We start from the raw sequence: 13136 nt of genomic DNA on the forward strand, positions 1-13136 counted from the left end.
ATAAAGTGGAGTTAGCAGTTCCGTTTCTGCTGCTGGATGGTTCAAGATTTTTGTTTACTAGAGGAGGGATGATCTTCATGTCGTTTTTTCAATCACAGAAGCAAAAAGACTATATACAAAAATTAGAGGACGCGATTCAGTTGTTTTCCGGCCGATCTGAGGCACTTGATGATTCAAAGGGGTTTCCTTATGAAAACATTCAGGAGTTAAAGGAATTCGGATACCCCCAATTAACATTAGCTAAAGAGCATGGGGGATATGGCGGTTCCTTATATGATTTTCTCCTATGCCAAGAAAAAATAGCTCAATATTGCGGCCCAACAGCCTTAGGAATAGGCTGGCATGTCGGAACGGTACTTTCCTTATCGGAGAAGAGACCTTGGGAAAAAGGAGTCATGAAAGAATTGTATGATGAAGTGTCGAAAGGTGCACTAATCAATACGGCAGCATCTGAGGCTGGAACGGGGAGTCCGACGCGCGGAGGCCGACCGGAAACCATCGCGATCAAAAAGGGTAATCAATGGAATTTGAATGGCAGAAAGACTTTTACTACACTCTCTCCTGTCCTTGATATTTTTCTCGTAACGGCATGGGTTCCCGAGGATGAGCGACTTGGCACATTTTTAGTTCATCGTGATGTAAAGGGTGTAAGTATAGAAGAAACTTGGGATATGATTTCCATGCAGGGGACGGGAAGTCATGATCTGGTGTTAAATGATGTCAGCCTGCCTGAAAAGTATTATGTCATGAAAAGCAATCCTGGTGAAAAAAGAAAACCTGAAGCGTGGCTATTACATATACCGGCTTGCTACTTGGGAATCGCAGTGGCTGCCAGAAATTACGCAGTCGAATTTGCGAAAACCTATTCTCCGAATAGCTTACCAGGACCAATCAGGGACCTTCCGAATGTGCAACGCACAATTGGGGGGATGGAACTGGAATTGGGTGAAGCACACCATTTCCTCTACTCTGTCGCAGAAAAATGGGTGCGGCAGCCTGAAAATCATGATGAATTATCGAAGCAATTGGGGGCAGTTAAGTTATCGGTCGTCAACAAATCGATTTCCATCGTCGATAAAGCGATGAGAGTCGTCGGAGCCAAAAGTTTACAACGAAACAATCCCCTGCAACGCTACTATAGGGATGTACGCGCAGGACTTCATAATCCTCCGATGGATGATGCGACAATCACTGTGCTCGCAAAATCAGCTCTTTATTAATACTTATTCAAATATTTTTTTGATGGCACTGAAATGATCGTTTCAGTGTTTTTTCCTGTTCTTTTTCTAACATTATTTTGTGTTTTCGTTTTAAGTGCATGATTAGGTGTAGTCTTTTTTCCGTACACATGTAAGACTTCTAGAGTGTGGGGAAAACTAGAACAAAACATTTACATGGATTCAATTGCAAAATAAAAAGAGGCACGAAAAGTACTATTCACAAGTAATCAAAGGGAAGGTGCCCTGCCACCCTTGTTGAAAGCTAACTGATGATTTGAAGTAAACTCTGTGGAGATGAGTCTCAACAGAGTTTTTCTTCATTTTTCTTATTTTGTGCCGCTAAACCATATTCCAATTCTCTGTCACTTATAGAACCTTTATTTTTTCTGGAATTCAGGAGAAAATAGGATTAGAAAGTCCCTGAATCGGCGCTTGGCTTTTTTGTGTTTTATGGCAAGTGCAATAAAGCGATTGAAGGTAGTGTAGAGAAAAGAACCGTTGAAGAGGAATTTGATCCAGACATGTACCATACATTAAAAAAAGAACGTGCGAATTGTAGCACGATTTCTTTTAGAGTAACATATACTTTACCGGGGTATGGTTTACTATTGTTTCCATACATCCTGTGGAAAAAGGAAATGGCGTTTATTCTCTGAATTTCGACCTGCCTGAATACTCTTATAGTGCGTTTGTTGATAGTAAACCCGGAAACCTTGTCATCAGGTTAGTCCGATAGAGTTTGACGTTGATAAAAATTTGAGGAGAATTTAAGTTTTATGATAAAGTCAATAGCTATCCATTTGCTACAGAGGTCAAATAATAAGGAAATGGGGAATTTATATGAACTTAGTTGGGGTTAGCAAACATCTATTAATTTGCAACGGGAAAACATGCACGAAAAATGGAGCAGAAGAAGTAACAGAGACGATTAGGGGGGAATTGAAAAACTTAGAACTACAAAAGGAGATTCACACAACAAAAACATTATGCAACGGCCAATGCAAGCATGGTCCGATCGCTATTCTATATCCACAAGGAACCTGGTATAAAGAATTGGATAAAACAAAAAGTAAAGAGCTTATTCATAAATTGAAAGAAAATGACAATGTTCATCTAGGTTCTGAACTTTATTATCATGATGGGAAAACATTCAAGAACTAGAAGAGTGAATGAACTTTAACACTTTACTTCTATATCTAAAAAGGGTTTCTGTAAATGACGCTTTTCTGGAAGAAAAAAATTGTGATATTCAGTGGACTGATCATTTTTACCCATCAGTCGATAATTTAATCAATAGAGTTTACATTTCCCCATTAATCCTAATTGAAAATTGTTCTCTTAGAAAATTCAACAGTTTTACCAATTTGAAAAAAATACCCGTTCTTTAAGAACGGGTATTTTTTATATAACATTACCTCAAATTCTTACCTGGATGGCGGAAGAGGTAACTTTTATTTTCCTCATAATAATTTCACTAGCTTATCATTATCTATCTTGATATGATTGATATGCCTGTCTAAATCTTCGAAAAATATCGAAAGTTCGGTGTAAAAATGAATCTTATGACCAAAGATTTACTGATTAACTTTTTACTTATCCTTTTTCCGATCTTTTTATTGCAAATGAGCTATCTAGTGAAGTACGTATACCGTTTAGATGCATTAAAAGGATCCTTCCTATCGATTTTCCCTATTCTTTCACTTGTTTTATGCATGCTATTTCCCGTTGTTATAGAAGAGGATTTTGTTTGGGACCTTAGATGGATCCCTTTTCTGTTAGGCGGTTTATATGGAGGCTATCGGTTAGGAATCATATTGATAGTCATCACTCTTGTTATCCGCTATTTATCAGGGGGTGATAATGGATTTTATATATCATGCATCACTTTTCCACTAGTGGGTGTTTCCTTGTTTTTTATATCTAAATACTATTTGAAACTCTCTGTCAGTAAAAAAATTCTCATCGGTATATCATTAATCTTCATTGTACATATTCTCACGCAGTTTATTTCAACAGTAGTATTTGAACTTACTATCGGCATAAGTCTATGGAAACAATACTTCACGATCCAAGTCATTGGAATTGTTGTTGTAATCTTACTATGGGAGGTCATCCTCACTAATTTTCAGGTTCTGGAAAAATTAGTGAAAGCGGAAAAATTGCAAATCGTTAGTCATCTGGCTGCAAGCATATCTCATGAAGTCAGAAATCCCCTTACAGTTACCAGGGGATATATACAAATGTTAAGCGAAGACGTATCTTCCCATACAAAGGTCAGATATGCAAATATTGCACTGAAGGAATTGGATCGGGCCACGGATGTCATTAATGACTATTTGACATTTGCTTCCATAAGCCCTGAAAACACGGAGCGATTAAGGGTATCGGAGGAAATTCAGCATGTCGTGAACAGCATAAAACCCCTGGCTAACAATAATGGAACAGAATTGAAGTTATCACTAATCGAAGATGGAGCTTATTCTATCATGGGGGAAAGGAAGAAATTCCAGCAGTGCTTGTTCAATATCCTAAAGAATGGCATAGAATCGATGGACCATGCTGGCGAAATATACATAGATTTAATTCGTGCTGCCTCTACCATCCAAATTAAAATCCAAGATCAGGGAATTGGAATGACACAGGAACAGATATACCGTTTAGGTGAGCCTTACTTCACCACAAAAAATAAAGGGACGGGATTGGGCATGATGGTTTCATATAGCGTTATCAAAAGCATGGATGGTACGGTACATGTGTCAAGTGTACAAGGGAAAGGGACATGTTTCTCCATTAACCTGCCCATACATAAATACGAGCCTAATTGAGTTTAGTGTAAATTGACAGTTTTGAAACTCATAGATTACAATTTAAGTAAACTACCAATATTATGAAATGATTCAATGACGCATTTGATACCTAAGGGAGATGATTGCATGAAATCGCTTACAGATGGACAAATCATTTGGGAACCGACAAAGGAACAAATCGAGCAAACGGTATTGACTCAATATGTGAAATGGTTAAAAGAAAAGAAAGGTTTAACATTTCATGACTATCATGAATTATGGAAATGGTCGGTAGATGAACTGGAGCAATTTTGGGCCTCAATTTGGGATTATTGTGATGTAAAAGCCGGCAGGACATATGACAGGGTTTTAGCGGAGCAATCCATGCCAGGTGCCAAATGGTTCGAGGGGGCAAGGCTTAATTATGCTGAAAATGCATTATTGAATGATCAAGAAGAGAAAACGGCGATTTTTTTTCGTTCCGAACATATCAGGCAGCAAGAGGTTAGCTGGAAAGAGCTGAAAGAAAAAGTGGCATCTGTCGCCCATTCATTAAGGAAACTTGGTGTGAAATCAGGTGACCGTGTTGTTGCCTATATGCCAAACATACCCGAAGCGGTGATAGCTTTCTTGGCAACAGTGAGCATAGGTGCCATCTGGTCCAGTTGTTCACCTGACTTTGGGGCAAGAAGCGTCATAGATCGTTTCAAACAGATTGAACCAGTTGTATTACTGGCGGTTGATGGATATCAGTACAATGGAAATGTATATGATAAAACATCGGTCGTCTCCCAGCTTAAACAGGAATTGGTCACTGTCAAGCATACCGTGCTGGTTCCTTACATAGAAAAAAAGATTTTGGAAGTGAATCTGGCAGATACAGTTCCTTGGGATGACCTATTAAAAGAAAAGGCAGAATTATCTTTTGAAAGTGTTCCTTTCGATCATCCGCTTTGGATTCTCTATTCATCAGGTACAACCGGGATGCCAAAACCGATTGTTCAAGGGCATGGCGGTATATTATTGGAGCATTTCAAATCAACAAGAATCCATCAAGGCATGACTTCCGAGGATACCGTATTCTGGTTTACGACGACAGGCTGGATGATGTGGAATCTCCTTATGGGTGGTTTGCTTAATGAAGGGACCATCGTCCTTTATGACGGTAGTCCTTCTTTTCCGAATATGGATGTTCTTTGGGAATTGGCGCAAGATACAGGCATGACTTTCTTTGGAACAAGTGCACCATTCCTTACGAATTCCATGAAGTTAGGAAACAAGCCCCTGGGAAAATATGATTTATCGAAATTGAGGGCTCTTTTTTCAACTGGAGCTCCATTATCTGGAGACGGTTATAAATGGGTGTATGAAAATGTCAAGAAGGATATCTGGCTCAGTTCATCCAGTGGCGGGACCGATGTATGTGCCGGATTTGTAGGCGGTGTTCCAACATTGCCCGTGAGGATCGGAGAGATACAAGGAAGGGCATTGGGTGTTTGTGCGGAAGCCTTTGATGAGCATGGTCAAACATTGATTAATGAAGTCGGTGAATTGGTCATTACCAAACCGATGCCGTCCATGCCGCTTTATTTCTGGAATGATCAAGATGGGAAAAGATACTACGAGAGTTATTTCGATACGTATCCTGGCATATGGAAACATGGTGATTGGATAAAGATCGACGACAAGGGCAGCTGTATCATTTATGGACGTTCAGACTCGACCATCAATCGTTCTGGTGTACGGATGGGAACTAGCGATATCTACCGGGTCGTCGAAGCGATAGACGAGGTAATGGAAAGCCTAGTCATTGATAGGGAAGTGCTTGGCCGCGGTTCCTCACTGCTGTTGTTCGTAGTCCTTAAGCCCGGGGAAAGTCTGGATGCAGCATTGACGGCAAAAATCAAGGAACAAATCAGAGGGCATGTATCCCCTCGCTTTATCCCTGACCAAATCCATGTCGTTGAACAAATTCCTAAAACGTTGAACGGAAAGAAAATGGAAGTCCCGATACGTAAAGTATTATTAGGTTTCGAGTTTGATAAAGTAGTGAATGCAGACTCCATGGGAAATCCAGAATCGCTACAGTTTTTTAAAGAATTGGCACTCGAGTTGAATGAGAAAAAAATATTCTAGAATTCAGGCGGAGCAAAAAGCTCCGCCTTTTATAAATTTTCCTGAATGGGCTGGTGTTAATTCCCCAATAAGGTTCACTCTTCCGGGTTGGCCTGCATCTTAAAAAAATATATACTGTTGGAAATATTTTCTTGACAATTTAAAAACAGATGAATAGAATAAAATGGAAAGTCAGTAAGTACTGACAGTCTATTCGGAGGAAGTGAGAGCATGAGTAGCAGTAATAAGCTTAGTACCGATGATAAGCTGTTGTTGGCGGCAATCGATCTAATTTCAGAGAAAGGGTATAATGGTGTTTCTACTCAGGAAATTGCTGGTTCCGCAGGTTTTAGTGAAAAAACACTATTCCGTCGGTTTGGAAGCAAGCAAAATCTTTTAGAAACGGCATTTGACCGATATCATTATTCTGAAGAGATGACCAAACTTTTTAATGAAGAACAAATCGTGTGGGATTTGCATTCAGATTTACAACTGATCAGTCGAACATATCATGAAATCATGAATCGTAACCGGAAAATGATTATGATAAGTATCAAGGAGGAAGGCAATTTACCTGGTTTTAGAGAAAAAACACAAAAGCACCCCCGACAGTTACTGGGAATCTTGACAAACTATTTTAACACGATGCATGAAAAAGGAAAGCTTATTCCCACAGACCCAGAGCTTCAGGCATTGTCGTTCATGATGATGAATTTTGGTGCCTTTATGAACAATCTGGATGCCGATGAGAACTATCCAACCGTGTCTCTGGAGGCATTTATCATGGAGAGTGTGCAAACATTTACTAGGGCTTTGACTCCCTAGTTTTTGAATAAGTATAACGACAGTCAGTACTGACATACCATGTTGATTGTAAAGGAAATTCCAATTTTTAATGAACTAAAAATAGATTGAATGACAGGAGATTATGAATATGAAATCAAGTAATACAATAGTATGGATTAATGTATTTACAGCTAAACCAGGCAAACTAGATGAATTGGTTGCTATCCAAGCTGAAGAACTGCTCAATTTCAAGAAGGGATCACAAGGTGTTCCCGGTTGGATCAGCAGCCGTTGGCATCGTTCTGTAGATAATGATAAGGCAATTATGGTAACGACCTTTGAGAGTATTGATTTTCATAAAAATTGGTTAGAAAAAAGTGAATTCAGAGTACATCTTAACAAAATAAACCATCTCATTGAAGATACAGAAGGTGGGTATTACACGTTAGTGGAAGAGATTGAAAATATGTAAATCCATCAACTCATAAAGGTTATATTCTTAAAACAATTAATTGGCCAGTCAGTTTTTACGAGGAGGAGAAAACATTGGAAAAATTAAAGATTGGAATTATCTTAGGAAGCACACGAATAGGACGCGTAAGTCCACAAGTGGGAAATTGGGTTAAAGAAATAGCTGATAAACGAGAAGATGCAACTTATGAAATCGTCGATATCGCGGATTTCAAATTGCCGTTTTTTGGAGAAGGCACTGGTAAAGAACCAGGATTATTAGCTTGGTCAGAAAAACTCTCAAGCTTGGATGGTTTTGTGTTTATCGTACAAGAATATAATCATAGCATTACAGGGGCATTAAAAAACGCACTTGATTCCGCACGTGATGAATGGAACAACAAAGCTGCGGGCATCGTAAGCTATGGTTCAACTGGCGGAGCCCGTGCAGCCGAACATTTGCGTGGCATATTAGGGGAATTACTAGTTGCGGACGTTCGTGTAAATCCAACATTATCGCTATTTACAGACTTTGAAAACTTCAAAACGTTTAAACCAGCTGATTTACACCTTGGTAATGTCCATGCAATGCTAGATCAAACAATTGCATGGAGCGGTGCGCTAAAAAATTTACGTTAAGCTTGATAGTTTACTAGCTAGGTCCTTCCTCTCTAACTATTTAACAAAATTCATGTTAGTAAATACTGAAACCTAAATAAAAGGTGTATAAAGAGCTTATTCCTTAAGCTTAAGCAGGCTGCTTTCCAGATTCAAACCATCTTTGAACTTCAGTTATAAGTGAATTCGGATCGTATATTTTAAACAAAACGAGACAAAACGAGACACCAATCTCATTTTGTCTCGTTTTGTTTCTGCTGAAAATAGTTAAAGTCCTAATTTTACCGCCTCCCATTTTGGCACGGCAATTGCACTATATAAGATTGACTCGCTATTACTGATTGGGGGCTGAAAAATGGAAACGGTTCAATCGAATGAAATGAAGTTATCACAGGACAAGGCTTATTGGATGTACAAGAAAATGCTGGAGATCAGAAAATTCGAAGACCAAGTTCATGAATCTTTTGCAAAAGGGATTTTACCTGGGTTTGTCCATTTATATGCAGGGGAAGAAGCGGTTGCTGTTGGTGTATGTGCCCACCTATCCGAAAAGGACAGCATTACAAGCACTCACAGGGGGCATGGTCACTGTATTGCAAAAGAATGCGACCTAAATGGGATGATGGCTGAAATCTATGGGAAAGTGACTGGGCTTTGCAAAGGAAAAGGCGGTTCGATGCATATTGCCGATTTGGACAAGGGGATGTTAGGTGCAAACGGGATAGTCGGCGGAGGCTTTCCGCTCGCATGCGGTGCAGCATTAACTGCCAAGTATAAAAAGACCGATCATGTTAGTGTATGTTTTTTTGGTGATGGTGCCAATAATCATGGGACATTCCATGAAGGGATAAATCTGGCGGCAATCTGGAAGCTGCCCGTAATATTCATCGCTGAAAATAATGGGTATGGAGAAGCCACGCCTTTCAACTATGCTTCTAGCTGTAAAACGATAGCCGATCGGGCGATAAGCTACAATATCCCGGGTGTCCGGGTGGATGGGAAGGATGTATTGGCCGTGTATAAGGCTGCTGAAGAAGCCGTTCAGAGGGCTCGCAGGGGAGAAGGCCCATCATTGATCGAATGCGTTACTTATCGTAATTATGGCCACTTCGAGGGAGATGCACAGAAATATAAAAAGGAACAAGAAAAAAAGGAACATAAACAAGAGAAAGATGCGATTGCCCTATTTAGGAATTACTTACTGAATCAGAGTCTGCTGGCGGAAAAAGAACTGATTTCTATTGAGAATGCCGTTGAGGAATCTATTAAACAAGCAGTTAAGTTCAGTGAAGAGAGCCCATATCCAGAAGCGTCCGATTTATTAAACGATGTTTATGTATCTTATTAAACCATAAAAGGAGGAATTGAGATGAGTAGAAAAATCAGTATGTCGCAGGCAATAAATGAAGCAATGGCCATGGCAATGAGAAAAGACGAGAATGTCATCCTTATGGGAGAAGATGTAGCCGGCGGTGCAGAGGTCGATCATTTGCAGGATGACGAAGCATGGGGTGGCGTCTTAGGTGTCACGAAGGGATTGGTTCAAGAATTTGGCCGTGATAGAATTCTTGACACACCCATTGCTGAAGCAGGATATATGGGAGCGGCAATGGCAGCCGCTTCGACAGGCTTGCGACCGATAGCCGAGTTAATGTTCAACGATTTCATTGGCAGCTGTTTGGATGAAGTATTGAATCAAGGTGCGAAATTCCGCTATATGTTTGGCGGTAAAGCACAGGTTCCCGTGACGATCCGTACGATGCATGGTGCAGGGTTCAGGGCTGCAGCTCAACATTCACAAAGCCTTTATGCCTTGTTCACCAGCATTCCAGGATTGAAGGTCGTCGTTCCCTCATCCCCCTATGACGCAAAAGGGCTTTTACTTTCAGCCATTGAAGATAATGACCCTGTCATCTTTTTTGAAGATAAAACACTATACAACATGGTTGGAGAGGTTCCGGAAGGCTACTATACAATCCCAATCGGCAAAGCCGAAATGAAAAGGAAAGGCTCGGATTTGACGATCGTTGCCATCGGTAAACAAGTTCACACCGCGATGGAGGCTGCTGAAAAACTCACAGCTAAAGGAATTGAAGTTGAGATTGTCGACCCGCGGAGCTTGTCACCACTGGATGAAGAATCGATTCTCTCCTCTGTGGCAAAAACAAATCGTTTGATCGTGATCGATGAAGCGAACCCAAGATGCAGTGTCGCAACGGATATTGCCGCACTGGTGGCGGATAAGGGGTTTGATACGCTCGATGCGCCAATCAAGAGGATTACGGCACCACATACACCTGTCCCTTTTTCTCCACCGCTTGAAGATATTTACCTTCCTACATCAGAAAAAGTGATACAAGCCGTTTCAGAATTATTAGGGGAACCTTCCATTCTAGGAGTGTAAATAAATCCAGATGCATGCTCCAGCTTTTTCGCATAGAACTGCAAAGGTTGGAGCAACAAAACCAATGATGGATAACACAAACCATTATGAAGGGAGAAATTAGATATGGCTGTCGAAGTGGTAATGCCGAAATTGGGCATGGCAATGAAAGAAGGCACTGTTTCGTTATGGAGTAAGGCTGTTGGGGATCCAGTCCAAAAAGGTGAAGCAATAGCCAGCATCAATTCAGAGAAAATAGAAATGGATATTGAATCTCCAGCGGAAGGTACGATTCTGAATATAGCTGTTCAAGAAGGACAAGGAGTACCTCCAGGAACCATTATCTGTCATATCGGAGATCCGAATGAAAAAATAAAGATCGATGAACCTGTTGCTGTAGAGACCCAGTTGAAAATTGATGAACAAGAAATGCCGAAAACAAAAGAGTCCCCCACTTTGCCAATGGGAGATCGATTGACGATCACTCCGGTTGCACGAAAAATTGCACAGGCAGCGAATCTTGACATTGAGAGAATTCAAGGCACCGGGCCAGGAGGAAGAATCACTAAAGAAGATGTCCAGAAAGTAATGGAGAAAAGGGATTCCATCCCGGTAAATACAGAAGAAAGAATAGTTCCGCCAAAACCTGCTATAGAGAGTCAGCAGCAGATTCCTGTTAAGGGAATGAGGAACATCATTGCCAAACGTATGAAAGAGAGCTTGCAAAGCAGTGCCCAATTAACGCTAACGATGAAAGTTGATGTCACTAATCTAGTCATTTTGCAAAAACAGGCTACAGAAACTCTGCAAAAACACGAATCAACTAAATTGACTTTAACGGACTTTGTTGCAAAGGCTGTCGTGCTTTCACTTAAAGAACACCCTAAAATGAATAGTGCTTATATTGAAGATAATATCATTTTGTATGAGCATATCCATCTTGGATTAGCGGTGGCATTGGAAAATGGACTAGTTGTTCCCGTCATAAGAAATGCCGAAAATTGTACCCTAAGACAGTTATCGAATAAGGGGAAGGAGTTGGCCCGGTGTGCACGTGACGGTCAATTGCCAATTGAAGACATGCAAGGTTCCACTTTTACAATCAGTAACCTCGGGGCATATGGCGTTGAGCATTTCACACCCATTCTCAATACACCGGAAACGGGGATACTTGGAGTTGGCTCTGCTTACGATACCCCGCTTTATATTGGCGAAGAATTGGAGAGGAGAACGATCTTGCCACTCAGTTTAACTTTTGATCACCGTGTACTGGACGGGGCACCCGCTGCTGCCTTTTTACAAACACTAAAAAGGTATTTAGAAGAGCCGATCACCGTGATTTTATAGAATAGGAGGGAAAGCCTTGAATCGTATAGTTATTATAGGCGGAGGTCCTGCAGGGTATGTAGCGGCAATCACTGCTTCCCAGCAGGATAAGGAGGTCATATTGGTAGTCGATGGGCCATTGGGCGGAACCTGTTTAAACGAAGGCTGCATGCCAACGAAGTCATTATTGAAAAGTGCCGATACATATGACTTCGTGAAAAATGCCGGGCAAATGGGAATTCGCCTTTCTCCCAATTCGATTGAAGTCGATTGGGATACCGTACAGGAACGAAAAAGAGAGGTCATCTCTAAACTAGTGAACGGCATTCGATATTTAATGGGTAAGAATAAAATAAAAGTCATACAGGGCAGGGCTTCTATCCTTTCAAGCAATCGACTGAGGATCGAGAACGGAAATGAAAATGAAGTGATTGATGCAAGTAAGATCATCATTTCAACGGGATCTGAACCGATTCCACTACCTTTTGCGCCGTTTGATGGTGAATGGATCATCCACAGTGGTCATGCCATGTCACTTCCTGCCATTCCCGATTCCCTGCTAATTGTCGGAGGCGGCGTCATCGGATGTGAATTTGCCAGCATTTATAGCAGGCTGGGCACTAAGGTTACCGTTATCGAAATGGGGGAAAAGCTGCTTCCAGGGGAAGATGAGGATATCACGAGCATTCTGCATGAAGAATTGAAAAACCAAGGCGTTACGGTCCATACCTCCACATCTGTCAAAAACATCAATGCAACCAGTAAAACGGTATATTTAGAGAATGGCGATGGCAAATTGGAAGAAATGCAAGCTGATTACGTACTCGTATCTATAGGGAGAAGACCAAGAGTGAACGGAATAGGCTTAGAGGAAAACGATATTGATTTTTCGCGACTTGGCATCTCGGTGGATGATCGAATGCAAACAAGCAATCCAACGATTTATGCCTGCGGTGATGTGATAGGAGGCATCCAACTTGCCCATGTAGCTTTTCATGAAGGACGGGTGGCGGCTCTGAATGCCTGCGGTCAATTTGCACAAGTGAATTACCGGGCAATCCCTCGCTGCATTTATACCTCCCCGGAGATTGCCAGTGTAGGCTTGACCGAAAAAGAAGCGCGTCAAAAATATGGTGAAATTAAAGTTGGTGAATTCGCTTTTTCGGCAAATGGGAAAGCTGCCCTTTCCAATAAACCGGTAGGGAAGGTCAAAGTCCTAGTGAACCCACAATATAATGAAATTCTAGGTTTTTCCATTGTCGGTCAGCATGCAACAGAATTGATTGGACAAGGAACGATCATGCTGCATGCAGAAATAACGGCAGATATGATGGAAGATTTAGTGGCGGCGCATCCAACCTTGTCGGAATCCATACATGAAGCTCTTTTAAATGTAGTAGGTCAAGCTGTGCATTCCTAAAATAAATAAGTTTTTTTACTGAAGGCGGATTT

Annotated in this window: 11 protein-coding genes; all 11 read left to right on the top strand. The window is 41.0% G+C overall.

The genetic code is table 11. The features are described 5' to 3' along the window. Nucleotides 1-77 precede the first annotated feature (77 nt). The 11 genes from NYE65_RS24900 to lpdA all read left to right on the top strand — a co-directional run bounded on the left by NYE65_RS24900 (nt 78) and on the right by lpdA (nt 13104). Complete coding sequence (locus NYE65_RS24900; protein WP_340861969.1) at nt 78-1220, top strand: acyl-CoA dehydrogenase family protein; 1143 nt, start codon at nt 78-80, stop codon at nt 1218-1220. An 840-nt stretch (nt 1221-2060) separates the two neighbouring features. Further along, the gene (locus NYE65_RS24905) at nt 2061-2381 is read left to right on the top strand and encodes a (2Fe-2S) ferredoxin domain-containing protein (protein WP_340861970.1); all 321 of its coding nucleotides are present in this window, start codon (nt 2061-2063) and stop codon (nt 2379-2381) included. A 473-nt stretch (nt 2382-2854) separates the two neighbouring features. Next, nucleotides 2855-4045 carry a sensor histidine kinase gene (locus NYE65_RS24910; protein WP_239861240.1) on the top strand — a complete coding sequence of 397 codons (1191 nt, stop codon included), beginning with the start codon at nt 2855-2857 and terminating at the stop codon, nt 4043-4045. A gap of 108 nt (nt 4046-4153) precedes the next feature. Then, nucleotides 4154-6142 (top strand): acetoacetate--CoA ligase, encoded by a 1989-nt coding sequence (locus NYE65_RS24915; protein WP_340861971.1) that lies wholly within the window; start codon nt 4154-4156, stop codon nt 6140-6142. Between the two features lie 210 nt (nt 6143-6352). Continuing rightward, complete coding sequence (locus NYE65_RS24920; protein ID WP_340861972.1) at nt 6353-6946, top strand: TetR/AcrR family transcriptional regulator; 594 nt, start codon at nt 6353-6355, stop codon at nt 6944-6946. A 109-nt stretch (nt 6947-7055) separates the two neighbouring features. Next, the gene (locus NYE65_RS24925; RefSeq protein WP_340861973.1) at nt 7056-7379 is read left to right on the top strand and encodes an antibiotic biosynthesis monooxygenase family protein; all 324 of its coding nucleotides are present in this window, start codon (nt 7056-7058) and stop codon (nt 7377-7379) included. Between the two features lie 74 nt (nt 7380-7453). Beyond that, nucleotides 7454-7996: an NADPH-dependent FMN reductase gene (locus NYE65_RS24930; protein WP_048684481.1), complete on the top strand. Its 543-nt coding sequence runs from the start codon at nt 7454-7456 to the stop codon at nt 7994-7996. 334 nt (nt 7997-8330) lie between these two features. Further along, nucleotides 8331-9323: a thiamine pyrophosphate-dependent dehydrogenase E1 component subunit alpha gene (locus tag NYE65_RS24935; RefSeq protein ID WP_340861974.1), complete on the top strand. Its 993-nt coding sequence runs from the start codon at nt 8331-8333 to the stop codon at nt 9321-9323. 21 nt (nt 9324-9344) lie between these two features. Then, the gene (locus tag NYE65_RS24940) at nt 9345-10379 is read left to right on the top strand and encodes an alpha-ketoacid dehydrogenase subunit beta (protein ID WP_098936477.1); all 1035 of its coding nucleotides are present in this window, start codon (nt 9345-9347) and stop codon (nt 10377-10379) included. Between the two features lie 105 nt (nt 10380-10484). Further along, entirely contained in the window at nt 10485-11705 is a 1221-nt protein-coding gene (locus tag NYE65_RS24945; protein ID WP_340861975.1) for a dihydrolipoamide acetyltransferase family protein, read from the top strand. Between the two features lie 16 nt (nt 11706-11721). Next, nucleotides 11722-13104, top strand: a complete 1383-nt coding sequence (gene lpdA / locus NYE65_RS24950; protein WP_340861976.1) for a dihydrolipoyl dehydrogenase — start codon at nt 11722-11724, stop codon at nt 13102-13104. The last annotated feature ends 32 nt before the right edge of the window (nt 13105-13136 follow it).

The sequence above is a fragment of the Peribacillus sp. FSL R5-0717 genome (genome assembly GCF_038002945.1).
Taxonomy (GTDB): Bacteria; Bacillota; Bacilli; order Bacillales; family DSM-1321; genus Peribacillus; species Peribacillus frigoritolerans.